This window comes from Pseudomonas sp. R11-23-07, from assembly GCF_003852295.1.
Lineage (GTDB): Bacteria > Pseudomonadota > Gammaproteobacteria > Pseudomonadales > Pseudomonadaceae > Aquipseudomonas.
In genome coordinates, this window is the sequence record NZ_CP027761.1 from 82,178 (window position 1) to 106,940 (window position 24,763).

The 24,763-nt window shown below is 60.6% G+C and carries 23 protein-coding genes; 11 read left to right on the forward strand and 12 right to left on the reverse strand.

Features of this window, described 5'->3' with window-relative positions:
• Nucleotides 1–8: 8 nt before the first annotated feature.
• Nucleotides 9–650, reverse strand: a complete 642-nt coding sequence (gene yihA, locus C4J84_RS00400) for a ribosome biogenesis GTP-binding protein YihA/YsxC (protein ID WP_124434771.1) — start codon at nt 648–650, stop codon at nt 9–11.
• Between the two features lie 266 nt (nt 651–916).
• Here yihA and C4J84_RS26345 point away from each other — a divergent pair, with 266 nt between their 5' ends.
• The 6 genes from C4J84_RS26345 to C4J84_RS00430 all read left to right on the forward strand — a co-directional run bounded on the left by C4J84_RS26345 (nt 917) and on the right by C4J84_RS00430 (nt 6,307).
• Nucleotides 917–1,063 (forward strand): cytochrome C, encoded by a 147-nt coding sequence (locus tag C4J84_RS26345; protein WP_372237514.1) that lies wholly within the window; start codon nt 917–919, stop codon nt 1,061–1,063.
• Nucleotides 1,064–1,096: 33 nt separating this feature from the next.
• Nucleotides 1,097–1,708, forward strand: a complete 612-nt coding sequence (locus C4J84_RS00410) for a cytochrome c4 (protein WP_124408727.1) — start codon at nt 1,097–1,099, stop codon at nt 1,706–1,708.
• A gap of 168 nt (nt 1,709–1,876) precedes the next feature.
• Nucleotides 1,877–2,512: a thiol:disulfide interchange protein DsbA/DsbL gene (locus C4J84_RS00415; RefSeq protein WP_124408728.1), complete on the forward strand. Its 636-nt coding sequence runs from the start codon at nt 1,877–1,879 to the stop codon at nt 2,510–2,512.
• A 10-nt stretch (nt 2,513–2,522) separates the two neighbouring features.
• The gene (locus tag C4J84_RS00420) at nt 2,523–3,401 is read left to right on the forward strand and encodes an endonuclease/exonuclease/phosphatase family protein (protein WP_124360648.1); all 879 of its coding nucleotides are present in this window, start codon (nt 2,523–2,525) and stop codon (nt 3,399–3,401) included.
• Nucleotides 3,398–5,443 carry a diguanylate cyclase gene (locus tag C4J84_RS00425; protein WP_124434772.1) on the forward strand — a complete coding sequence of 682 codons (2,046 nt, stop codon included), beginning with the start codon at nt 3,398–3,400 and terminating at the stop codon, nt 5,441–5,443. Before C4J84_RS00420 ends, C4J84_RS00425 begins: the two co-directional genes overlap by 4 nt.
• 87 nt (nt 5,444–5,530) lie before the next feature.
• Nucleotides 5,531–6,307: an N-acetylmuramoyl-L-alanine amidase gene (locus C4J84_RS00430; RefSeq protein ID WP_124434773.1), complete on the forward strand. Its 777-nt coding sequence runs from the start codon at nt 5,531–5,533 to the stop codon at nt 6,305–6,307.
• A 57-nt stretch (nt 6,308–6,364) separates the two neighbouring features.
• Here C4J84_RS00430 and C4J84_RS00435 read toward each other — a convergent pair whose 3' ends face one another.
• A complete protein-coding gene (locus tag C4J84_RS00435) occupies nt 6,365–8,152 on the reverse strand; it encodes a KinB sensor domain-containing domain (protein WP_124434774.1) in 1,788 nt (595 codons plus the stop codon).
• A 10-nt stretch (nt 8,153–8,162) separates the two neighbouring features.
• Nucleotides 8,163–9,509, reverse strand: a complete 1,347-nt coding sequence (gene algB, locus C4J84_RS00440) for a sigma-54-dependent response regulator transcription factor AlgB (RefSeq protein ID WP_124434775.1) — start codon at nt 9,507–9,509, stop codon at nt 8,163–8,165.
• A gap of 400 nt (nt 9,510–9,909) precedes the next feature.
• Between algB and C4J84_RS00445 the strand changes: the two genes are divergently transcribed.
• The 5 genes from C4J84_RS00445 to C4J84_RS00465 all read left to right on the forward strand — a co-directional run bounded on the left by C4J84_RS00445 (nt 9,910) and on the right by C4J84_RS00465 (nt 14,281).
• Nucleotides 9,910–10,194 carry a hypothetical protein gene (locus C4J84_RS00445; protein WP_124360653.1) on the forward strand — a complete coding sequence of 95 codons (285 nt, stop codon included), beginning with the start codon at nt 9,910–9,912 and terminating at the stop codon, nt 10,192–10,194.
• 77 nt (nt 10,195–10,271) lie between these two features.
• Nucleotides 10,272–10,436 carry a DUF1328 domain-containing protein gene (locus C4J84_RS00450; RefSeq protein WP_003170804.1) on the forward strand — a complete coding sequence of 55 codons (165 nt, stop codon included), beginning with the start codon at nt 10,272–10,274 and terminating at the stop codon, nt 10,434–10,436.
• A gap of 2 nt (nt 10,437–10,438) precedes the next feature.
• Nucleotides 10,439–10,906: an inhibitor of vertebrate lysozyme family protein gene (locus C4J84_RS00455; protein WP_124428300.1), complete on the forward strand. Its 468-nt coding sequence runs from the start codon at nt 10,439–10,441 to the stop codon at nt 10,904–10,906.
• 715 nt (nt 10,907–11,621) lie between these two features.
• Entirely contained in the window at nt 11,622–12,953 is a 1,332-nt protein-coding gene (gene gltP, locus C4J84_RS00460; protein ID WP_124434776.1) for a glutamate/aspartate:proton symporter GltP, read from the forward strand.
• A 98-nt stretch (nt 12,954–13,051) separates the two neighbouring features.
• Nucleotides 13,052–14,281: a nucleoside recognition domain-containing protein gene (locus tag C4J84_RS00465; RefSeq protein ID WP_048721443.1), complete on the forward strand. Its 1,230-nt coding sequence runs from the start codon at nt 13,052–13,054 to the stop codon at nt 14,279–14,281.
• Nucleotides 14,282–14,389: 108 nt separating this feature from the next.
• On the opposite strand, the gene C4J84_RS00470 is transcribed toward C4J84_RS00465, so the two are convergent.
• The 9 genes from C4J84_RS00470 to C4J84_RS00510 form a co-directional block, all read right to left on the reverse strand.
• Nucleotides 14,390–15,001: an ABC-type transport auxiliary lipoprotein family protein gene (locus tag C4J84_RS00470; protein ID WP_124434777.1), complete on the reverse strand. Its 612-nt coding sequence runs from the start codon at nt 14,999–15,001 to the stop codon at nt 14,390–14,392.
• The gene (locus C4J84_RS00475) at nt 14,998–15,936 is read right to left on the reverse strand and encodes an MlaD family protein (protein ID WP_124369096.1); all 939 of its coding nucleotides are present in this window, start codon (nt 15,934–15,936) and stop codon (nt 14,998–15,000) included. The genes C4J84_RS00470 and C4J84_RS00475 overlap by 4 nt, the downstream gene beginning before the upstream one ends.
• 1 nt (nt 15,937) lies before the next feature.
• Nucleotides 15,938–16,741, reverse strand: coding sequence for an ABC transporter ATP-binding protein (locus tag C4J84_RS00480; protein WP_124369097.1), 804 nt, complete (start codon nt 16,739–16,741; stop codon nt 15,938–15,940).
• A complete protein-coding gene (locus tag C4J84_RS00485; protein ID WP_124369098.1) occupies nt 16,738–17,886 on the reverse strand; it encodes an ABC transporter permease in 1,149 nt (382 codons plus the stop codon). The genes C4J84_RS00480 and C4J84_RS00485 overlap by 4 nt, the downstream gene beginning before the upstream one ends.
• A gap of 54 nt (nt 17,887–17,940) precedes the next feature.
• Nucleotides 17,941–18,972, reverse strand: a complete 1,032-nt coding sequence (locus C4J84_RS00490; RefSeq protein WP_124434778.1) for a DUF5924 family protein — start codon at nt 18,970–18,972, stop codon at nt 17,941–17,943.
• 70 nt (nt 18,973–19,042) lie between these two features.
• Nucleotides 19,043–20,425: a pitrilysin family protein gene (locus C4J84_RS00495; RefSeq protein WP_124369100.1), complete on the reverse strand. Its 1,383-nt coding sequence runs from the start codon at nt 20,423–20,425 to the stop codon at nt 19,043–19,045.
• A gap of 58 nt (nt 20,426–20,483) precedes the next feature.
• The gene (locus C4J84_RS00500; protein WP_124369101.1) at nt 20,484–22,142 is read right to left on the reverse strand and encodes a Na/Pi cotransporter family protein; all 1,659 of its coding nucleotides are present in this window, start codon (nt 22,140–22,142) and stop codon (nt 20,484–20,486) included.
• Between the two features lie 251 nt (nt 22,143–22,393).
• Nucleotides 22,394–23,161 carry a TerC family protein gene (locus C4J84_RS00505; protein ID WP_124369102.1) on the reverse strand — a complete coding sequence of 256 codons (768 nt, stop codon included), beginning with the start codon at nt 23,159–23,161 and terminating at the stop codon, nt 22,394–22,396.
• A gap of 68 nt (nt 23,162–23,229) precedes the next feature.
• On the reverse strand, nt 23,230–24,537 hold the full coding sequence (locus C4J84_RS00510) for a CitMHS family transporter (protein WP_124369103.1): 1,308 nt from the start codon (nt 24,535–24,537) through the stop codon (nt 23,230–23,232).
• Between the last annotated feature and the right edge of the window lie 226 nt (nt 24,538–24,763).

Genomic DNA, 24,763 nt, shown 5'->3' on the forward strand with positions numbered 1-24,763 from the left:
CGCAAAAGTTACTCGGCGACCTCAGCGCCTTTGTCCGCCAATTCCATCCAGCCGGCCAGTACAGTGTAGGCGTCTTCGAGGCCCATGCGCTTTGGCGCGGAGAACAGTTGGATGCTGATTGCGTCGCCCCAACCCTTACGGATCTCGGTCTGCACTTTGAGCAGGGTGTTCTTGGCCGCGCCGTAGGTCAGCTTGTCGGCCTTGGTCAGCAGGATATGCATCGGCATGCCGCTGGCGACCGCCCAGTCGAGCATCAGCAGGTCGAAATCGGTCATTGGATGACGGATGTCCATCATCAGGATCAACCCCTTCAAACTCTCCCGGCCACCCAGGTAAGCCTCCAGGTGACGCTGCCAGTGCAGCTTCAATGGGATAGGGACTTTTGCATAACCGTAGCCTGGCAGGTCGACCAGACGCCGATCATCGTCTAGCTTGAAGAAGTTGAGAAGCTGCGTGCGACCTGGGGTTTTCGAGGTGCGTGCCAGGCTGGCGTGGGTCAGGGTGTTCAGTGCGCTGGACTTACCGGCGTTGGAACGGCCGGCGAAGGCGACTTCAAAGCCTTCGTCATCGGGGCATTGGTCCACTTTGGCGGCGCTGAGCATGAAGGTGGACTGTTGGCACAGGCCGAGGATGGGATTCTTGAGTTGCATGAGATTTCCGATGTGGGCGGTGCCGAAAAAGGGTGCGGCAAGCGGTGTCGTTTCCGTTTCAGTAGCGCCAGTATATAATGCCGCAGATTTTGTGTGTGCTTTGTCCCAGCGAAGGACGAAGTTCACGGGAGCGAAAGACCTTCATTGCGCATTAGAACGCAAAACGCTCTCAAACCCTGAACAGGTCGATGTATGACCTGATGGTGACTCGCTTCGGTGTCCTGATCGCGCGTTAAAGCGCCCAGGCTACACAGGAACCGCAAGCGCTGTACAACCGAGTTTGCGTGGTCATGCCGGTGCAACGCGTGACCCGGGGTTTCAAGGCAATGCCGCCGCGTGGTTTGTGCAAGGACTGCAGTACTGAGGATTACCAGGCCATCATTGAGTTGATGGTGAGTAAACCCGGTAGATAACTCTTAAACCCTTAGCCGTAGTTGGATTAGCTGATGAACAAACTGATCGTGAGTCTGCTGTTGACCTTGGGCATCACCGGTGTTGCCCATGCTGCAGGCGACGCTACCGCAGGGCAGGCGAAAGCCGCCGTGTGTGGTGCTTGCCATGGACCGGACGGTAACAGCCCGGCACCGAACTTCCCCAAACTCGCCGGCCAGGGTGAACGTTACCTGACCAAGCAGATGCACGACATCAAGGATGGCAAGCGCGTGGTGCTGGAAATGACCGGCTTGCTGGCCAACTCCAGCGATCAGGACATGGCTGACATCGCGGCGTATTTTGCCAGTCAGAAAGGCAGCGTGGGAGCTGCCGATCCGAAACTGGTCGCTCGTGGCGAGAAGCTGTTTCGTGGTGGCGACCTGGACAAAGGCCTGCCCGCCTGTACCGGCTGCCATTCGCCCAATGGCGCAGGCAACGCCCCGGCAGGCTTCCCGCACCTGAGTGGCCAGCACGCCACTTACATCGCCAAGCAGTTGACCGACTTCCGCAAAGAAGAAGCCGGCCGGGCCAACGATGGCGACGCAATGACCATGCGCACCATCGCCCGTAAACTGAGTGACGAAGACATTGCGGCAATCTCCAGTTACATCCAAGGCTTGCACTGACAGCCTGCAACGTTAACGCTCGATTAATCCATCGATGCAAGCATAAAAAGGGTGGCTACGGCCGCCCTTTTTTGTGGCGGCTGCCGTTACACTAACGAACTCATGTCCGCGTAGACCTGTCACACCTAAAGGTCGCGTGAGGCGACCGTATTTGTCCAGGAGTAAAGCATGCGTAATCTGATCCTCAGCGCCGCCCTCGTCACTGCCAGCCTCTTCGGCATGACCGCACAAGCTGCCGACGTGCCGCTTGAAGCCGGTAAAACCTACGTTGAACTGGCTAACCCGGTGCCGGTTTCGGTACCCGGCAAGATCGAAGTGGTGGAGCTGTTCTGGTACGGTTGCCCGCATTGCTATGCTTTTGAGCCAGTCATCAACCCGTGGGTCGATAAGCTGCCTCAGGACGTGAACTTCAAACGTATTCCTGCCCTGTTCGGCGGCCCATGGGACGCCCACGGCCAGCTGTTCATTACCCTGGACACCATGGGTGTAGAACACAAGGTTCACGCAGCTGTGTTCAATGCCATCCAGAAAGAAGGCAAGCGCCTGGTGAAGCCTGAAGACATGGCCGATTTCGTCGCCACCCAAGGCGTCGACAAAACCAAGTTCCTGGAGACATTCAACTCGTTCGCTGTGAAGGGCAAGATGGCCCAATACAAGGAACTGGCCCAGAAATACGGCGTGCAAGGCGTACCGACCCTGATCGTCAACGGCAAATACCGCTTTGACATCGGCAGTGCCGGCGGCGAAGAACAAGCGCTGAACGTGGCCGACCAGCTGATCGCCAAAGAGCGCGCAGCCAAGTAAGGGGCTCGCCATGCGCCGCTGGGGTACCGAACGCGTTGTAGGCCTGCATGATCCGCGGGTCAACGAACATCATCTGGAATCCACAGGCCTGCCGGCAGACAGCCGCCTGCGCCTGCTCAGTTTCAATATCCAGGTGGGTAACAGCACCGAGAAATATCGGCACTACCTCACGCGGGGCTGGCAGCATTTGCTGCCGCACAAAGGGCGCACCGGCAATCTGCAAAAAATCGGCGACCTGCTCAGCGACTTCGACCTGGTCGCCCTGCAGGAAGCCGACGGCGGGAGCCTGCGCTCCGGCTACATCAACCAAGTGGAACACCTTGCCCAGCTCGGCGCCTTCCCCTACTGGTACCAGCAACTCAATCGCAACCTCGGGCGCCTGGCACAGCACAGCAATGGCGTGCTCAGCCGCTTGAAGCCGACCGTCATCGAGGATCACCCGTTGCCGGGCCCCAAAGGGCGGGGCGCGATCCTTGTGCGTTTTGGCGAAGGTCCGGAAGCGTTGGTGGTGGTGATGATGCACCTGGCCCTCGGCGGGCGTACGCGCAACCTCCAGTTGGCGTACGTGCGCGACTTGATCGGCAACTACAAGCACCAGGTGCTGATGGGTGACATGAACACCCATGCCAACGACCTGCTGCAGAATTCCCCGCTGCGCGACCTCGGCCTGCTGGCGCCGCAGGTTGAAGCCACGTTTCCCAGCTGGCGTCCGCAGCGCTGTCTGGACCATATCCTGCTCAGCCCGAGCCTCACACTGGAAAGTGTGCAGGTGCTGGCGCAGCCCATTTCCGATCACCTGCCGGTCGCGGTAGAGATTCGTCTGCCGGGTTCGCTTACGGCTGATGCATTACCCGCGTTGAGCCCAGGCCCTCGCGGACCTCTTGCATGAGCGACGACGCCCAGCGCTGGAAAGAGAAATACCTTAAAAGCATCGAGCAACAAGACAAGCTCGAACGCCGCTGGGCCGCCCGCCTCGACCTGCTACGCCGAGGGCTGGTGCGCAGCACGCTGGCGGCCGAAGGCACTGACCGCGCTGTCGATCAATGCATGAAGGAAATGCGCGATGTGGTGCGCACCGACGACATGGACGCTGCCCTGGCTGCCCTGCTGCCGCGTCTGGAAAAGGCCGTGCTGGATTCCGAGCAGCGCCGCGAAACGCGGGTTGACCAGATCAGTTCCGCCCTCACCGCCCTGGTCGCGCAGTTGCAGAAACTGCCGCTGCCCCGTGAGGTGGCGCGCCCGCTGAAGACCTTCGCCAAACAGCTCGACGCTCGGGTGGGGCAGGCGCGGGAAATTCCGCTGCTGCTCAGCGAGTTGAGCAACCTGCAAGAGCAGGCGCTGCAAAACCTGGAGCCAGAGGGTGAAACCCCACGCTCCGGGCCCGGTTTGTTGCAACGCTTGTTTGGTGCCAAAGAGGTCTCCAATGACACCTCTGCGCCTGAGCCCGAGGTGCTCCCTGCGGCAAAATCCGTTGCGCCCAAACCTGCCTCAGAGCCTGCGGAACCGGCCCAGTCCGAAGAACTGACACAAGCCTTGCGCGCGTTTGCACCGTTGCCGCAGACAGTGACGGCCGCCGAGCCTGAGGCCGTTGCACCTGTCAAAGAGCCAGTGCCCGCCGGCGCAACGTTTGAGTTCGAAGCGCCTGCTCAAACGTCACCCGTGTCCACGCCTGACAAAACCCCCGAGCCTGCGGTGCCGGCTGAGGAAGCCGCTCCCGAAAGCGCACTTGCTGCCTTTATCGAAGAGCCCCAAGACTCAGTCGACACGCCTGAAGAAACCCTCATCGGCAGCCTTTCCCTCCCGCCCGTATGGGATACCGCAGAGCCTGATCCCGATGCAGTGCAATCGGAGGGGCTCTACGCGCTGCCCGATTCGCCCGAGCCGTCCTACAGCTCGGTTGCCCAGCACATTGAAAACACCTTGCTCGGCCTGCTGGAAGACCTGTCCCTGCCCGAGCGCCACCGGCCTCAGGCCGAAGCCATGCGCGAACGCCTTGCCCATGGCTTGAACTGGTACGAACTGCTGCCGATCCTCGACGACCTGGCGGTGCTGATGTTGGCTGTCACCGACAGCGGCCAGCATGAGTTCGAGGCTTACCTTAAACAGCTCAACGAACGCCTTGAGGCATTCCAGGGCCATCTGCAGGTTGCCAGCGAAGGTCACGCCGACAGCCGCTCTGCTGCGCGCCAGTTGGACACGCAGATTCGCGAGCAAGTGGACGGCCTGCAAAGCAGCGTGCAGGAAGCTGCCGATCTGGACAGCCTCAAGCAACTGCTGGAGAGCCACCTTGAAGGCTTGCTCGGCACCATGGACGAACACCGCCAGCAGCGCGACCAACGCGAACAGGAAGTGGCCGCGCGCCTCCAGGGCCTGGCGGAGCGGGTGGCGAACATGGAGCAGGAAGCCCAGGGCTATCGTGAGCATTTGGAAATACAGCGCCAGAAGGCGCTGATCGATCCACTCACCGGCCTGCCCAACCGCGCAGCCTGGAGTGAGCGCCTGGATCAGGAGGTCAATGCCTGGCACCAGCGTGGCAACAGCCTGTCACTGGCCATGCTGGACCTGGACCACTTCAAGCGCATCAACGACGGCTACGGCCACTTGGCCGGCGATAGAGTGCTGAAGATCATTGCCAGTGTGCTGCGCAAGCGCCTGCGGCCGACCGATTTTATTGCGCGCTTCGGCGGCGAAGAATTTGTGTTGTTGATGCCCGACTCAGCCTTGGCGGATGCCCTGGCCGTGGGTGAAGGGTTGCGAGCGGCCATCGAGGCTTGCCCGTTTCACTTCAAGGGCGTGCCGGTAACCATCACGGTATCCATGGGGGTCGCGCAGTTTCAACCAGGCGAGCGAAGTGACCTGGCGCTCAAGCGCGCAGATGAGGCGCTTTACAGGGCGAAGGCAGCGGGACGTAACCAGGTGCAGGCGGCGTAAAAGATGTTCCATTTTGTAATTTCGCCGCCTGGGATTTGACGTTACGTTACACTGTTGCATTATCGTCCTCTATGTATGCCTTCTCCCATGAAATCTCTTCTTATCGCCTCTGTAATTCTTCTGCTCGCTGGCTGCTCCAGCGGCCCGCGCCTGAACACCAGCTATCCTTCGGTTAATCACGACAACCGTGTGCAGTTCGTTGTGGTGCATTACACCTCGGCTAACCTTGAGCGCTCCCTGGCTTTGTTGACCCATGGTCAGGTCAGCAGCCATTACCTGATCGGCGATGACGCTTCAGGCACCGTCTACAAGCTGGTTGATGAAAGCCAGCGCGCCTGGCACGCAGGGGAAAGCGAATGGATGGGGCGCACCTGGCTCAATTCCAGCTCCATCGGCATCGAGATCGTCAACCCAGGCTATAGCGACACCCCGACCGGTCGGGTGTGGTACCCGTACTCCGAAGCTCAGGTGAAATCACTGGTGGTGTTGCTCAAGGACATCAGCAAGCGTAACGGGATCGCCCCCAAGAACATCATTGGGCACAGCGACATCGCCCCGCTGCGCAAGCTGGACCCTGGCCCGTTGTTCCCTTGGAGGCGTCTGGCCAATGAAGGCCTGGGGATTTGGCCGGATGCCCAGACGGTGGCTCGATTCCAGGCGCAGTACGCCACGCAACTGCCAAGCATCAGTTGGTTCCAGCAAGAACTGGCCCGTCTGGGTTACCAGACCCCGCAAACCGGCGAGTTGGATGTGGCCACGCGTCATGTAATCGCCGCGTTCCAGATGCATTTCCGTCCATCGCTGTTTGACGGAACGCCGGATGCGGAAAGTGCGGCGATCCTGCATGCCTTGAACCAGCGCTGAAATGGCTGGCAAGTTTTGTGGCAAGGCAGCAAGCACCCTCGCCACAAAAGCGCGCGCCTACAGAGGCAAGGCCATATAGAACTGTGTGCCCTGCCCCGGCCGTGAGTACACACCCATGCGGCCGCCGTGCAATTGCACGATCTCCTTGCACAGCGCCAGCCCCAGGCCGGCGCCGCCTTTTTTGCGCCCCACCTGCACGAAAGGTTCGAAGATGCGTCCTTGCTGGCCGTACGCAATGCCTTCGCCGTTGTCCTCGACGCTGATAATTACCCGCTCACCATGACGCCGAGCCTGCAAGCGAATCTGCCCTCTCTCGGCCGTGTGTCGCATGGCGTTACCCAGTAGGTTGTCGAGCACGCGCTCCAATTGTGCCTGGTCGGCATACAGGCGAGGCAGGTCAGATTGCACCTCCACCATCAGTTCAATACCTTGGGCGCCCGCCGGCTCGGCGAATCGAGCGCGGGCATGCTCGAGCAGGTCAGTCACATCGCATGGCCCGAGCGTGAGTTTCTGCAGGCCGTTCTGATAGCGCGAGAAGTTGAGCAAATCGTTGATCAACTGCATCAACCGCTGCATTTCTTCATTGACCGTATCCAGCAGGTCCGCTTCGCGTGATTCCGCCGGGAACTTGGCCCGCTCGCGAAACAGTCCGAAGGCCATGTGCATGCCGGTCACCGGTGTCCGCAGCTCGTGGGAGGCGCGCAACACGAACTCGCTGCGTACTCGTTCAAAAGCCCGCTGCTCGGTGACGTCATGCAGCACCATCACAGCGCCCAGAATGTGCCCCTGTGTATGGCTGACCGGGGTCAGGCTGTACGTCAGCAGGCGCAGCTCGCCTTCGACTTCAACTTCCAGATCCTCCGGCGCCCGCTCCAGGTTGCCGCCGCGCAGCACCAAGTGCAGCTGTTCATCCATTTCCGGACGACCCAGCGCTTCGCCCAGGCCCTGGCCGAGGCGTTCTTCGTCCCAACCCAGTTGGCGTTGCGCCACAGGGTTGAGATGCTCGAGATGGCCCTCGCGATCAATCATCAGCAAGCCGTCGTCAATGCTGTCGAGTACTGCTTGCAAGCGCTGCTGGCCGGCGAGCAGCTCATCGACATTGGTGGCCTGATGTTGGCGCAATGCCTCGGCCATGATGCCGAAGCGACGGGTCAGCTGGTTCATTTCCGCCGCCGACGATATCGGCAATGTCACTTCGAAATCGCCTTGCCCGATTTTGTCGGCAGCCTTGGCCAGCGCTTCAATTGGCCCGCCGAATCGCCGGGCAATGCCATGCGCGGTCACAAAACCGATGATCAGCACCGCAAGGCCTACCAGCCCCAGTAAGCTGGCAATCAACAGCGCCCGTTCGCGGGATCTGTGCTCGCTCGTGCTGATATTTTCCAGCGCCTGTTTGTGGTGAACGATTAGCCCATTGCGCAGGGTATTGAAGGTTTCAGTGAGCTTTTCCTTGCTGCCCGGTACAGGTGGGTTCTGCTGGAATTCGTCAAATGCCTGCAGCAGGTGCTGGTAGTCGTCGCGTGCCTGACTGAAACCGTGGGTCAGTCCGTCACGCTGTTCATGGGCGATGCCCTGGTCCAGCAGGTCGAAGTATTGCTGCTTGGAAGCTTGCAGGGCAGCCGGATCAGGGCGCTTTTCGAGCATCATCATCAGTTGATCGCCCAGGCTCTGGCGCAACTTGAGACCCAGCTCCAGGGTGACGAAGTTGCTGCGAATCAACGATTCCTGGGTCTTGGCCATCTGCATCACGCTGACCAGGCCCAGGACCAGCCCCAGCAGGGCCACGGTGATCAGCGCTGAGATGCTCAGGAATAGTCGAGTACGCAGTTTCATCGCGAGCTTCATGAGGTACAGCTCATAGGTTGTACTGTTTACGTTTGCGATACAGCGTCGACGCATCGATGCCAAGGGTGCGCGCGGCCTGGTCCAGCGTATCGCTGGTGGCCAGGACGGCGCCGATATGGGCTTTCTCCAGCTCGTCCAGGCTCAGTGCCGCACCAATGCGCGGTGCGTTGTTGGTCGGTTGCTCGGCCATGCCAAGGTGGCTGATCTCGACCTTTTCCTGAGGGCAGATGATGCTGGCGCGTTCCACCACGTTGCGCAGTTCCCGGATGTTACCGGGCCAACGGTAGTTGAGCAGCGCTTCGCGTGCCTGGTCGCTGAAGCCACGAGCCGGGCGGGCATACTCCTTGACGAAGCGCGCCAGGAACCGGTCGGCCAAGGCGAGGATGTCTTCACTGCGTTCGCGTAGCGGCGGCAGGTGCAGGGTGATGACGTTGAGGCGATACAGCAGGTCTTCACGGAAGCGGCCGTCGCGCACCATGTCTTCCAGGTTGAGGTTGGTGGCGGCGAGGATGCGCACGTCAGCGCGACGGGTAACCGGGTCGCCGACACGCTCGTATTCCTTGTCCTGAATGAAACGCAGCAGTTTTGGCTGCAAGGTGAGCGGAAAATCGCCGATCTCGTCAAGAAACAAGGTGCCGCCGTCCGCCTGGTTAACGCGGCCCAACGTGCTTTCGCTGGCACCGGTAAAGGCGCCGCGGCTGTGGCCGAACAATTCGCTTTCCATCAGTTCTGCGGTCAACGAGGGGCAGTTGATGGTTACGCAGGATTTCTTCGAGCGTTTGCTCCAGCCGTGAATGGCCCGCGCCAACTCGCCTTTACCGGTGCCCGACTCGCCGAGAATCAAAATATTGGCGTCGGTCCCTGCCACTTGGCGTGCGGTTTCCAGTACCGCCATCATGGCCGGGCTGTGGGAGTCGAGACCGTCCTTGGATTGGCGTACCGCGCCTTCCAGGGCTTCCAGGCGTGCCGAGAGCTGGCGCACTTCCAATTGTTTGGCGGTGGCCAGGCGCAACTGGTCCGGGCTGCAGGGTTTGACCAGGTAATCGGCGGCGCCGGCTTGAATGGCGTCTACCGCAGTGTCCACGGCGGAGTGGGCCGTCACGATCACGACACGCATCCATGGCGCCTGGACACGCATCTGGGCCAATACATCCAGGCCATTGTCTTCGCCCAGGCGCAAATCCAGGAAGCACAGATCGAACACTTGGCGTTGCATCAAGGCATCGGCTTGGGCCGCGCTGTTGGCGGTGGCAACGGTGTAGCCTTCATCTTCCAGGCAATAACGAAAGGTACGGAGGATCGCGGACTCGTCATCCACTAAAAGAATGCGGCCTTGAAGTTCCTTGGCTGATTCCATCTGTCCCGCGCTCCTTAACTATGAATGTTGGTGTTTAGTCCCGGAATAATCGGGCAAGTTGCATGGTTTATTCTGATCGATAAAAGGCAACGTCGCGCAGCTATCTGCATACCTTCCTACACGCCCCGCCAAAGCCCCGCGCTAGTGGCGTTTTCATATCTTCTCGCCGCTTCGGCAATCCTGCAGCTACTTTCGCTCCTTCGACCCGACCACTGGCCATCGTGCATTTCGCACGGCCCTACAGGGGGCATCGTGCAGGATGCTGTGGGGCGTGCGTTTAAATAATTCATATCTTATTGATTTTAAAGGGTTTTATTTTGTAGTAAACCTGGCATGCGCTCTGCAATAGGTAATGCATAGAGCATCATGAACGAATAATCAGAATGCGGGAGAAAGCCGTATGACTCGCCAAAGCCTCAGCCAATTGCGTGTATCGCCACTGCATCTGCAGCAAGGCCTGTTCGCCAGCCTGGCGTTGATGGTCACGCTGATCGCGGGCCAGCAGATGCAGCATTGGCAGCAGAGTCAGCAGCCGACTGCGCAGTTCGAGCGTCCCGTCATGACCCAGACCCACTTCCGTTCCGTCGCCAGCACGGCTGTCGATGTAACCGCCCCGCAACTGAGAGTGGCAGACCAGGATTCCACCCTGAGCGAACTGCCGGTCCAGGAACGCTGGGTGTTCTAAGCAACAAAACGTCGCTCATGTGAGCGGCCGCATGGCATCACTGCTGTTACCCCTATGAAAGCTTAAGGAGAATCACCATGTTGAGTTGGGCAATCACATTTCTGATCATCGCCATTGTGGCTGCAGTCCTGGGCTTCGGTGGTATCGCGGGCACCGCCACGGGTATCGCCAAGATTCTGTTCGTGGTGTTCCTGGTGATGTTCATCGCTTCGTTCTTCTTTGGTCGTCGCGGCCGAGGCTGAATATGACCACTTTGTCCCTTAAAGCCATTGCCGCTGCCGTACTGTTGGGCGGCAGTGGCCTGGTGGTGGCTGCCAACGACGGCCAATCCCGGGCCAACGAATTGCTCAGCACGGATGCGCAGTACCGTGAAACCTGGCAAGGCGTAGTGAAGAAAGAAGAGCGCCTGCCGGAATGGGTGATGAACCTGTCGGGTACCGCTGAGCAGATGAACGCTGTCGAAGAGGATGGCGACAAGTATCTGGTAGGGCCGCTGTGTGAAACGGCAGATACCTGCCTGAATAAGCGCCTGATTGTCGCCTTCAGCCTCGATAAGGAAGATGCCTACGCGATGTTGGTGGAAGTCCCGGCCGGCCTGCCGGCGGACAAGTCCCCAACACGCCACGCCGATTACCGTTTTCTCGGTAAGCCGGACGAAGGCATGAAGAAGCTGCTGATGGAGCAGCTGAAGAAAGATCCGAATTGGTACTAGGTTCCGTCTCACGGAGCTGGCGTCCATAGAAAGAAGTCCGTTCGCTTCTTTCTGTTTGCATCGCGCGTCAAGGGCGATGCATGACCAGGGGGCCGGGTTGCTCTGATCGATCAGGATCGGCGCGACCTACGGGTACAGGGAGTGCCTGCGCAAGGGCCGGGTCAGGCGAAAAGCTGCGACGCAAGTTCACAAGTCCTCAAGCTTGCTGAACTTGCGGCGAGCTTATGCTCTTCATCGCTCGCGCTTCATGCCGCCCATAGCTCACATTCATCGTTTTTCCTCCCGCCAACCATTACCTTGTGTGTCGGCGCGACCATCTATCGAGAAAACTATCCTGACGCTATAGGTTGTTTCTTACGCCAGGCTGCGGATTTTCCAAGCATTTTCAGCAAACGCCTCTAGCCATTCGGTATCTCTGTGCATACCGGAATTGGCAGCTTCACGGCAGGTTCACCCGCTTGGATGGCGGATTCGAACTGACCGTTCAGACAATTATTTTCAATAATGTCCATGCCGATTCGGCATAGGGTAGGCGTTTACGGCATTAGACGTCGCTCCCTTGCATGGGAATAGTTGCGGCTTTTTTCGCCTGCCAGTAAGCCATTTCGGCCACGCTGCGGTGACCTTCCATGGAGGCAGATGCACACACTTTTTCGCTTTCGAGCGGTCCAGCTGGCGCATTTGCCTTAAGTTCACTTGAAGTAAGGGTAATGACATGAAGAAGGCAAAGCTAAGCCTCGCCTGGCAGATCCTCATCGGTTTGGTACTGGGGATCGCGATCGGCGCAGTGCTCAACCATTTCAGTGCTGAAAAGGCCTGGTGGATCAGCAACGTGCTGCAGCCGGCGGGCGATATCTTTATCCGCCTGATCAAGATGATCGTCATCCCAATCGTGATTTCCTCGCTGATCGTGGGCATTGCCGGCGTTGGTGACGCGAAAAAGCTCGGTCGCATCGGTGTCAAAACCATCCTCTACTTTGAAGTCGTCACCACCATCGCCATTGTGGTCGGCCTGTTGCTGGCCAACGTGTTCCATCCGGGCGCGGGCATCGACATGAGTACCCTGGGTACCGTCGACATCTCCAAGTACCAGGCAACCGCCGCCGAGGTGCAGCATGAGCATGCGTTCATCGAGACCATTCTCAACCTGATCCCGTCGAACATCTTCGCTGCCGTTGCGCGCGGCGAGATGCTGCCGATCATTTTCTTCTCCGTGCTGTTCGGCCTGGGCTTGTCGAGCCTCAAGCCGGAGCTGCGCGAGCCGTTGGTGACCATGTTCCAGGGCGTGTCCGAGAGCATGTTCAAAGTCACTCACATGATCATGAAGTACGCCCCTATCGGTGTATTTGCCCTGATCGCGGTAACGGTCGCCAACTTCGGCTTCGCCTCGCTGCTGCCGTTGGCCAAGCTGGTGATCCTGGTGTACGTCGCGATTCTGTTCTTCGCGTTTGCGGTGCTGGGCATGATCGCGCGCCTGTTTGGTTTCTCGATCCTTAAGCTGATGCGCATCTTCAAGGACGAGCTGGTGCTGGCCTACTCCACCGCCAGCTCCGAAACCGTGCTGCCGCGCGTGATCGAGAAGATGGAAGCCTACGGCGCGCCGAAGGCGATCTGCAGCTTCGTGGTACCGACGGGTTACTCGTTCAACCTCGACGGTTCGACCCTGTACCAGAGCATCGCTGCAATCTTCATCGCGCAGCTGTACGGCATCGACCTGTCGATCGGCCAGCAACTGATGCTGGTCCTGACCCTGATGGTCACCTCCAAAGGTATTGCCGGTGTGCCGGGTGTGTCCTTCGTTGTGTTGCTGGCGACCCTGGGCAGTGTGGGCATCCCATTGGAAGGCCTGGCGTTTATCGCAGGCGTCGACCGTGTGATGGACATGGCGCGTACCGCGCTGAACGTGATCGGCAACGCTTTGGCCGTGCTGGTTATCTCGCGCTGGGAAGGTATGTACGACGATGCCAAGGGCGAGCGCTACTGGAATTCGCTGCCGCACTGGCGCAGCAAAGAAGCGCTGCCGGCCGGCGAGATCACGCGCGGCTGATCGCGCGATTGCGCTGACACAAACCCCGGATAATTCCGGGGTTTGTCGTTTCTGCCAGCCCCGCTATCATTCGCCCCAACTTTCGGGGGATTTAACTGATGCTCAATGGCCTGTGGCTTGGCTTCTTTGTCGTGGCAATGGTGTCAGCACTTGCGCAATGGCTGGTGGGCGGTAACGCCGGGATTTTCGCGGCGATGGTGGAAAGTATTTTCGCCATGGCCAAATTGTCGGTAGAGGTCATGGTGCTGCTGTTCGGCACCCTGACGCTGTGGCTGGGCTTTCTGCGTATCGCCGAAAAAGCCGGGATCGTCGATTGGCTGGCCAAGGCCCTGGGCCCGCTGTTTCGCCGCCTGATGCCGGAAGTGCCCGCCGGCCACCCAGCCATCGGCCTGATCACCCTCAACTTCGCCGCCAACGGCCTGGGCCTGGACAACGCCGCCACGCCTATCGGCCTGAAAGCCATGAAGGCGCTGCAGGAACTCAACCCTATCCCCAACACGGCAAGCAACGCACAGATCCTGTTTCTGGTGCTTAATGCGTCCTCGCTGACCCTGTTGCCGGTGACCATCTTCATGTACCGCGCCCAGCAAGGCGCTGCCGACCCGACGCTGGTGTTCCTGCCGATCCTGCTGGCCACCAGCGCGTCGACCCTGGTCGGCCTGCTGTCGGTAGCGGTGATGCAGCGCCTGCGCTTGTGGGACCCGGTCGTGCTGGCCTATCTGATTCCCGGCGCGTTGGTCCTGGGTGGCTTCATGGCGCTGCTGGCGACCTTGTCCGCAACCGCACTGGCCGGCTTGTCGTCGATCCTTGGCAACCTCACGCTGTTTGGCTTGATCATGCTGTTCCTGGTGATCGGCGCGTTACGCAAGGTCAAGGTGTATGAGGCCTTTGTCGAAGGCGCCAAGGAAGGCTTCGACGTTGCCAAGAACCTGTTGCCCTATCTGGTGGCGATGCTCTGTGCGGTGGGTGTGTTACGTGCGTCCGGCGCGCTGGACTTCGGCCTGGAAGGGATTCGCCACCTGGTGGCCTGGACCGGCATGGACACCCGCTTTGTCGACGCGCTGCCGACCGCGATGGTAAAGCCGTTCTCCGGCAGCGCGGCGCGGGCGATGCTGATCGAGACCATGCAGACCCAGGGTGTAGACAGCTTCCCGGCGTTGGTGGCCGCGACGATCCAGGGCAGTACCGAGACCACTTTTTATGTGTTGGCGGTGTACTTTGGTTCGGTGGGTATCCAACGGGCGCGGCATGCGGTGGGGTGTGCGTTGCTGGCGGAGTTTGCCGGGGTGGTGGCGGCCATTGCGGTGTGCTACTGGTTCTTTGGTTGAGGCTTAGATAGCTATCGGGGGCAAGTCGAATCGTCGCACCGCCCCTCCCACAGTTTGAATGTATTCACAGATCTAAATGTGGGAGGGGGCTTGCCCCCGATGAGGCCGTCAGTGTTTAGAAACAGCATTGCCTTGTGCAACCACCCAATCCACCACCTGTCTGTTCAAACTATCCCCCGCCCGCCCAAACCCAGCCACCACCGCTGGCACCTGGGTATCGCTCACTGGCTGGCGCACTTCAAACCGGCGACTGGCAATGATCCGCTGATCACTGCCGCGCACCAGCCGCGCATCCAGGCGAATCACCACATCCACGGCCTTGCCGTGATATTCACTCTGAAACGCCTGCAACTGGCCGCCGAGCTCATAGTCGGCTTGCAGGTTAGTCTCATCGGTACTCAACAGCGTCACCCGGCCGTCACGCTGGAAGCCGTCCAGCAGGCGATTACGCAACAGCACCGGCGCCGGATCGCTCCAGCGCGCGTTCGCATAGCTGCTGATCAAATCGCCATTGGGCACCACCGCAATGCGCGGGCTGTCGAGAAATTCGCTGGTCTGCGGCTTGGTCACGCGCAGTGACCAGCTTACTGGCGCGCCTTGGCTGACGGGCTGGGCCGAAGCCAGGCGGTACACGTCGGACGGGTCCGGCTTGGGCAGGATCGAGCACGCGCTTATCAGCGCGAAGGCTGCCGGGGCGATCATTCGGTAAGCACGCTTCATGGCGTGAACTCCTTGTTCTTGTCACTGCCCAGCAGGTAACCGCTGGGGTTGGCTTCGAGGCGGCGCGAGATGGCGCGCAACGAACCGAGGGTTTCGCGCAGTTCGCGCACGGCCGGTGCCAGCTCATTGAGGCCCTGCAGGCCGCTGTTCACCGAGTCCTTGTTGTTGGCCAGCAACGTGTTGAGGGTGGCGGTGCTTTGCTCAAGAGACTTCATCGCCTGCTCCGCGCTGCCGAAGGCTTGCTTGCCTTGATCATTGAGCAAGCCGTTGGCGTTGCGCATCAATACGGTGGTCTGTTCCAGCGCACCGCCGGCCTGTTTGCTCACTTGCAGCAATTGCTGCATCACCACTTTGATGTCGCCGCGCTGGTCGGCGATGGCGCCAGTGGTTTGCTGCAGGTTGTCCAGGGTCGTGCTCAAGCGTTCGACGTTTTCCCGGGAGAACAGCTGGTTGGCGTTATGCAGCAGCAGGTTGATGCTGGTCATCAGGTCGTTACTGTTATTGAGCAGGCGTGCGATGGGCGATGGCGACGCGATGATTTCTGGCAGGTTGCCATCCTTGCCCTTGAGTTCCGGGCTTTGCGGGGTGCCGCCGCTGAGCTGGATGATCGAGGTGCCGGTGATGCCGGTCAGAGCCAGCTTGGCCTGGGTGTCTTCCTTGATCGGCGTTTGCCCGGCCAGGCGGATGCGCGCCAGCACGCGGCGCGGGTCCTTGGGGTCCAGGCGCAGGCTGGTGACATCGCCCACCTTGATCCCGCTGTACTGCACCGAACTGCCCTGGGACAGGCCGCTGACCGCTTCGTTGAACACCACCTCGTAATCGCGGAAGGCACTGTCGACGCTGGATTTGGCCAGCCACAGGCCGAACAGCATCGCGCCGACCACCACAATTACGCTGAACAATCCGATCATCACGTGATGGGCTCGGGTTTCCATGTCATACCTCGTTGAGCGATTGAGCGGCATCCAATGCCGCGCGGCCTCGGGGGCCGTGGAAATATTCGTGAATCCAGGCGTCGTCGGTTTCCGAGACGACATCGATGGCATCGGCCACCAGCACTTTCTTCTGCGCCAGCACCGCCACGCGGTCGGTGATGGTGTACAGCGTGTCGAGGTCGTGGGTCACCAGGAACACACTCAAGCCCAGCGCATCGCGCAGGGTCAGGATCAGTTGGTCGAATTGCGCCGCGCCAATCGGGTCGAGGCCGGCGGTGGGTTCGTCGAGAAACAGGATGTCCGGGTCCAGGGCCAGCGCGCGCGCCAGGGCGGCGCGCTTTATCATGCCGCCGGACAGCGACGCCGGGTATTTGTCGGCCGCCGACAGCGGCAGCCCGGCCAGGGCCAGCTTGACTGCCGCCAAATGCTCGGCATCGGCGCGGCTGAGCCCGGCGTGCTCGATCAACGGCAGGGCGACGTTCTCGGTGACGGTCAGCGAAGAAAACAACGCGCCCTTCTGGAACAGCACGCCGAAGCGCCGTTCCACCAATGAGCGTTCATTCTCGGGCAAGCTCGGCAGGTTCTTGCCGAACACCCGAACTTGCCCCTCGCTGGGCCGGCGCAGGCCGACGATGCTGCGCAGCAACACCGACTTGCCGCTGCCAGAGCCGCCGACCACCGCCAGGATTTCACCCTTGTACAAATCCAGGTCGAGGTTTTCGTGCACGCTCTGGCTGCCAAAGCGGTTGCACAGGCCGCGTACCTCAATCACCGCCTCAGTGGGCGCTCGATGCAGACGACTCACCAGCCCATCTCCATGAAAAACATGGCAGCGACCGCGTCCAGCACGATCACCACGAAAATCGATTGCACCACGCTGGAGGTGGTATGCGCGCCGACGGACTCGGCACTGCCGCTGACCTTGAACCCTTCCAGGCAACCAATTGCGGCGATCAGGAACGCGAAAATCGGCGCTTTCACCATGCCCACCAGGAAATGCTGCACGCCGATGTCCGATTGCAGCAGCGACAGAAACATCGCCGGCGAAATATCCAGGGCCACCGCACACACCACACCGCCGCCGACGATCCCTGAAAGCATCGCCAGAAAGGTCAGCATCGGCAGCGCCACCAGCAGCGCCAACACCCGTGGCAGCACCAGCAGCTCCATGGGGTCCAGGCCCAGGGTGCGGATCGCGTCGATTTCTTCGTTGGCCTTCATCGAGCCGATCTGTGCAGTAAAGGCACTGGCCGTGCGGCCGGCGATCAGGATGGCGGTGAGCAATACGCCGAATTCGCGTAGGAAAGAGAACGCTACCAGGTCCACGGTGAATACCGTCGCGCCAAAGCTCTTGAGCACGGTGGCGCCGAGGAAGGCCACGACGGCGCCGACCAAGAAGGTCAGCAGCGCGACGATCGGCGCGGCGTCGAGGCCGGTCTGTTCGATATGCGCCACCATCGGCGTCAAGCGCCAGCGCTTGGGCCGCAAGATGCCGCGCACGAAGGTTTCGAGGATCAGGCCGATGAAGCCCAGCAGTTTCATCCCGTCTTGCCAGACGGTGTCCACGGCGCGGCCGATGCGCGCCAGCACTTGGATGCCGGTGCTTTCTTCCGGCTCTTTGAGCGGTACGCAAAAATCATTCAGCGAGCGGTAGACTGTCTTGAGCAGCGCCCGGTCGGCGGCGGACAGGCTGCAATCAGTCTGCTCGGCGGAGTGTTCGATGCGGTCGGGGCCCAGCAGCTCCACCAGCAGCGAAGCACCGGCGGTATCCAGGGCGCCGAGGCCGTTAAGGTCGATGCGTGCGCCGGCGTCGTATCGGCCGTCGAGGGTGGCCGACAACTTCTTCAGGTTTGCGTAGTGAGCAAGCGTCCAGTCACCGGTAATCCGCAGCAGCGGCGGTGTGCTGGACGTATCGAGTTGGGCTGCGCCGGCTGTCGTGCGAGTGGTCATAAGCTCCGAGCTTGTTTGGCTATCCACAATTGCTACGTAATAGCATGATCGGGCCTACTCTGGGTTGTCCGTTTGTGCTGAGTCGGTGACGTTGAAGCGCAGCACGCCAATGACTTGGCCGTCTTCGGTCAGCACCCGCACCTGCCAGCGGCCTACCGAGTCCGGCGGGAAGTTCTGCTTGTGGGTCCAGGCGCGGTAGCCCTCCTTGCGGCCGCCATGGATATCCAGGGCAATGCGGTCGACTTCCTTGCCGTTGAATTTCCACACATGGTAGATCCGCTCATCCAGGCCGCGCGGGGCGTTGATGGCGGTGTAGGCGTACAGTCCGCCGCTGCGCAGTTGGGCGGCGCTGACGTGCTTGAGGTCGTCGCCCGGTGTGCGGTCTTGGAGCTGGGTGCTGATGGCCACTTCGGTCATCCACAGGGTGGCAGGTGGCACCCAGCTTCGCAGCAGCCAGCCGGCGCAGCCGATCGCGGCCGTGACCCCCAGCAGCATCGCCCAGCCCTTGATGCTGCGCAGTGGCAGGCTGACGGCCAGGCTCGGAATCGACAGGGCCATGGCGACGCCCAGGGCCAGCTTGTAACTCTCGGCGGTGGTCAGGTGCAGAATGATCGGCAATGCGGTCAGCAGTGCGGCGAATAACGTCAGCGTATGCAAGGCGAGGAACAGGGAGCGCTTGGGCGCCAGCCACTTGTAGTACAGCGGGTCGATGATCGACACCAGCGCCGCCGCACCGAGCAGGCCGGTGAACACCGACTGGCCACTGTTCCAGGCCGTAGTGACGAAAAAGAACGGCAGCACGAAAAACAGACTTTCCTGGTGGATCATCTGGGTGGCGTAGCGCAGCAGCGGTTCGGGTATTTCGCGGTTGAACAGCCTGGTGAACAGTCTCGTGAAGCTGTTTTCCAGCATCAGCCACAGCCAGCTCACCAGCATGATCACGGCAATCCAGCTGGCCATGCCTTGCTGGCGGTCCACCAGGATGAAGCTGCCCACACCCGATATGAAACCGCCGAGTGCGATCACCCCAGGGTAGCGTTTGATCAGTTCTATAACGCGCTGGATAAGGGGCGGTAAGTTCGGCATGGACGATTCACAATGTGTGTGGGAAAAATCCGAGACAGAATAACGTCTTAGTCCGTTGTTCGGTGCTTCATTACAGGGTCCGTTTGCGAGAAAACCGTAGCGCCGCCCCAGCCAGGATGATCAGTCCCAACACACCCGCGCCGATCCAGCTCAGGGCGTTATAGCTCAACAGCGGCTTTTCGACCCGCCAGTAGCCCGCCTGCTCCAACACCTGGCGCATGGCCTGATTGGTCTGCGCCAGGGTCACGGCCTTGATGCGTTTGGCCGGGTCGCCGAAGCGGCCATCGGCATATTCGCCGGCCGCGCTCCAATAATAGTCGGCCAACGCGCTGTTGCCCTGCACTGCCCAGGCCTGGCGGGCGATGGCGGCTTGCTGCAAGCGAGCGAACACCGCCGGGTCGAGGCCGTCCTTGAGCAACTGCGTCTTGAGGTCTTGCAAGACCTGTTCGGCTTGCTCGAGGTTGTCCCGTTCGAGGTCGGCGTTCAGGCTGAGGAAACCGACGCCGCCGAGCACTTCGCGTTCGGTCCACGGGCCGTAGGACAAGCCGTGCCTGAGCCGCAGTTGGCGGTACAACGCCCAGTCGAGGTAGTCCTTGAGCAGGTCGTAGGTTTCATCATGCTGGTCGTCCAGCACCGGTTCCGGGAACAGCCAGTGCAGCTTGGCGTTGTCGCCGACCCAGCCGTGGATCAGGTCACGCTGGCTGGCAGCGGCATGCTGGATTTGCGGCAATGGCCGGTGTTCGCTCGGCTCTACCGGGTCGAGTTGGCCATAGGTGCGTTCCAGGTAGGCCGGCAGCAGTTTGTCCAGATCGCCGACGACGATCAGGGTCATATTATTCGGCGCGTACCAATTTTTGCGCAGCGCCTCCAACTGATCGCGCGTGAGGTGGCTGACCTCGGCGCGTTCGGCGCACTTGAGGCCCAGCTCGACGGCTAACTGGTTGCTGGCGTTGTGGCCGAGGTCCTGGCGGTCGAGCAGGCGTTGCAAGTGTGAGTAATGGCCGCCGTCCTCGCGCTCGACTACCTGCTTGGCAGCGTTGATATGGGCGTCGGTCAGTTGAGTGCGGGTGATGATTGCCAGCAGCAGGTCCAGCACCTTGCGCTGGTTCTGCGCAGGCGCCTCGATGACGAACGTGGTGTCGGCGTTGCTGGTGTAGGCGTTCCATTCGCCGCCCAGTGCTTGCATGCGATCTTCGAGGTCGCCTTCGCCACCGCCATCGATGCCGCTGAACAACAGGTGTTCGAACAGATGCGGCAGTTCTTTCTGGTCGCAGCTGAAATCGTCCAGGCCCACGCCAACCACCAGGCGGATGGCCACATGCCCGCGCTCGGTGCCCGGTTTGAGCAACAGTTGCAGGCCGTTGGGCAAGGTGTAGCCCTCGACTTGCAGGCGGTCAAAGGCAAAGGTGTGTGCCGAGCCCAGCAGCAGGCAGGCGAGTAACAGGCGACGCATAACAAGCTTCCTGGCGAACGAGGTCCATTGTTAACTGACTTCGCTGGCTGGCGTACGTTCAGGGCGAATGGGTGATGTCGGCAATATCTTCAGCAGAGAGTGCGCCGGTGTCGGACGTTTCCAACACAACATAGGCGCTGCTGCAGAACAACGAGTTCAAACGCTTCATGTCGGCAATCAGCTCCAGGTGCAAGGAACTGGTTTCCAGGCTCTGCACGATTTTACGTTGCAGGCGGCTGACGTGGGCGTGGGCCAGGCGACGTTCCTGGGCGCGAAAGCGGCGCTTCTCACGCAGTAATTGGCGGGCACTTTCCGGATCGCCGCTGAGGAAGACCGACAGGCCCAGGCGCAGGTTGGCGATCAACTGGCTGTGCAGGCCGCTGAGCTCTTCCAGGCCGACCTCGGAAAATTGCCGACGTTGCGAAGTCTTCTGCTGCTGGACTTTGCGCAGCATGCGCTCAATCAAGTCGCCCGCCAGCTTCAGGTTGATGGACAGCTCAATGATTTCCGCCCATCGTCGATTGTCCTGTTCACTCAGGTCTTCACGGGGCATTTGCGCCAGGTAAAGTTTGATCGCGCTGTAAAGCGCCTCGACGTCATCGCTGAGGCTGCGCATTTCCTGGGTAATGGCGGTTTGTTTGCCGCGCAGCACTTCCTGCATCGAGGTGAGCATGTTGTCGATCAGGTCGCCGAGCCGCAGGGTTTCGCGGGCGGCGTTGGCCAGCGCCAGGCTCGGCGTATTCAGTGAGGCCAGGTCCAGGTGGCGCGGCTTGGCTTTGCCATCGGTTTCGGGACGCTCCGGCAGCAGCCATTCGCACAGCCGTGCCATCGGGCCAATGGTAGGCAACAGAATCAGGCAGCGGCTGACGTTGTAGAGCAGGTGGAACGTGATAACCATGGCCTGAGTGCTGTAGTCCAGGCCGTCCATCCAGCGTACGAGTGGGTCGAGTACCGGAATGATCAACAGCAGGCCGATCAACTTGTACAACAGGCTGCCCAGGGCGACTTGCCGCCCGGCGGTGTTCTGCATGCTGGTGCTGAGAAAGGCCAGGATGCCGCTGCCGATGTTGGCGCCGATCACCAGGCCGATGGCGACGTGCAAACCGATCACGCCGGCCCCGGCCAGGGTTGCCGTCAGCAGCACGGCGGCGAGGCTGGAGTAGGAAATCATCGCGAACAGCGCGCCCACCAGGGCATCGAGCAGGATGTCGCCGGTCAGCGACGCGAAGATGACTTTGACACCTTGGGCATGGGTAATCGGCCCGGCGGCTTCGACGATCAATTGCAAGGCGAGAATGATCAGCCCGAGGCCGATCCCGACCCGGCCGAGTTGCCCGGCCCGCGTCTGTTTACGTGACAGGAAAAAAATCACCCCGAGGAAGATCAACAGCGGCGATAACCAGGACAGGTCCAGGGTGAGTACCCGCGCCATCAACGCGGTGCCTACGTCGGCGCCGAGCATGGTGGCCAAGGCGGGCGTCAGGCTCATCAAGCCTTGGCCGACAAAGGACGTCACCAGCATCGCCGTGGCATTGCTGCTCTGCACCATGGCCGTTACCAGGATGCCGGCGACAAACGCCAGCCAGCGCTTGGACATATTCTGCCCGATGACTTGGCGCAAGTTCGAGCCGTAGACCCGCAGGATGCCGGTACGGACGATGTGCGTGCCCCAGATAAGCAGGGTCACGGCGGAAAGCAGATTGAGCAAGGTCAGCATGCTCGGCCCCCCGTGTGGGTGCGCTCCAACAGGAGCGAAGGAAAGTTGCCGCGTGCCGTTCTACGTCTTGTACTTAAGCTGTAGTTGGCGAATGGGCTCTGCGCCAGCATCGCATAGCTAAACTCGGGATTGAAACAAAACTGTCATATGTAGGAGCGAGCTTGCTCGCGAAGAACCCAAGGACAACGCGTTAAATCAGGCAGTACGCGTAATCGTTGACGTTCTTCGCGAGCAAGCTCGCTCCTACAGGTTTATTGACCCGGAACGTCCTTGCGCAGTTTCACCGGGTCCTGCTGTTTCTTCTTTTTCGCGATGGCGGTGCGCATCTTGATGTTCACCGCTTCCACTGCCAGCGAGAACGCCATGGCGAAGTAGACGTAGCCTTTTGGCACGTGCACGTCGAAGGATTCAGCGATCAGCACGGTACCCACTACCAGCAGGAACGACAGCGCCAGCATCTTCAGCGACGGGTGCTTGTCGATGAATTCGCTGATGGTGCCAGCGGCCAGCATCATCACCAGTACGGCAACCACGATGGCGGCAACCATCACCGGCACATGGGAAACCATGCCGACGGCGGTGATGACCGAATCCAGGGAGAACACAATGTCGATGATCGCAATCTGGATGATGGTGTAGATGAACTTGCCGCCGGCGCCTTTAGGCTCGTCGTTGGTTTCATCTTCACCTTCCAGGGCGTGGTACATCTCCTGGGAGCTTTTCCACAACAGGAACAGGCCACCGAAGAACAGGATCAGGTCGCGACCGGAAATGCCCTCGCCGAACACTACGAACAGGTCGGCGGTCAGTTGCATGACCCAGGTGATCGACAGCAGCAACAGGATACGCGTGACCATCGCCAGCGCGAGGCCGAAGATCCGGGTGCGTGCCTGCATGTGCTTGGGCATGCGGCTGACCAGGATCGAAATCATGATGATGTTATCGATGCCCAGGACGATCTCGAGGGCCGTCAGGGTGAAGAAGGCAATCCAGATTTCCGGATTGGTCAGCCATTCCATGTGTATTCCTTTGAGCAAATGTTAGACCGCGCAAGCTGTAGCGCCGCGCGGTAGGTGAGTCGGTACGATTATAGAGTGCTGAACAGCGGAAAAATCCCCATCAGCAACGCGGCGACCATTATGCACAGGCATACCAGTACTGCCCACTTGAGGGTGAAGCGCTGGTGATCGCCAAACTCGATACCCGCCAGGGCGACCAGCAGGTAGGTCGAGGGTACCAGTGGGCTCAGCAGATGCACCGGTTGCCCGACGATCGACGCGCGGGCCATTTCCACGGCAGTGATGCCGTAGTGGCTGGCGGCTTCGGCCAGTACCGGCAGCACGCCATAGTAGAACGCATCGTTGGACATGAAGAAGGTAAACGGCATGCTCACCAGCGCCGTGATCACCGCCAGGTACGGGCCCATGGCTTCAGGGATGACCGCCAGCAGGCTCTTGGACATGGCATCGACCATGCCAGTGCCCGACAGGATGCCGGTGAAGATACCGGCGGCGAAGATCAACCCGACCACCGCCAATACGCTGCCGGCGTGGGCCGCGACGCGGTCTTTCTGTTGTTGCAGGCACGGGTAGTTGACGATCATCGCGATACTGAACGCCACCATGAACAGCACCGGCAGCGGCAACAGGCCGGCGATGAGCGTGCACATCAGGGCAAGGGTGAGCGCGCCGTTGAACCAGATCAGCTTCGGACGGCGGGCGTCGGGGAATTGCGACACGCTGATGTCGCTGTGGTCGATCTCGTCGCCCTGCAGGTGCAGTTCACCCAGGCGGGCGCGCTCGCGCTTGCCGTACATATAGGCAATCACCAGGATCGCCACCACGCCGGCGGCCATGGCCGGGATCATCGGCACGAAGATGTCCGATGGGTCCACATGCAGCGCACTGGCGGCGCGGGCCGTCGGGCCACCCCAGGGGGTCATGTTCATCACGCCACCGGCAAGAATGATCAGGCCGGCCATGATCCGCGGGCTCATGCCGATGCGCTGGTACAGCGGCAACATGGCGGCGACGCAAATCATGTAAGTGGTGGCGCCGTCACCGTCGAGGGACACCACCAGGGCCAGCACGGCGGTGCCGACCGAGACTTTCAGTGGGTCGCCCTTGACCATCTTGAGGATCTTGCGCACGGCCGGGTCGAACAGGCCGGAGTCGATCATCAGGGCAAAGTAGAGGATGGCGAACATCAGCATCACGCCGGTCGGCGCGAGCTTGGTGATGCCTTCGAGCATCATCGGGCCGATCTTCGGCGCGAAACCGCCGAACAGCGCGAACAGGATAGGCACGATGATCAAGGCGATCAGCGCAGACAGGCGCTTGGTCATGATCAGGAACATGAACGTGATGACCATGGCAAAGCCAAGGAAAGTCAGCATAGGAATACTCCAGGCGTAGCGCGGCTAGGGAATGGCGAACCGGGTGGGGTCAGCGCAGAACGAAAGGCACGTGGCGTACGGGGGGAGTTGGGGCAAACAGGCGGGTACGGGCGGACATCGGGAATCACCATTGTTGTTGTTAACAGTCGGTCTGTTGCCGACAGTGGGGGTGATCCTAGACGGGTAAGCTTTCAGCCAGCTTTCGCTGAGAAAACAGCTGACACTC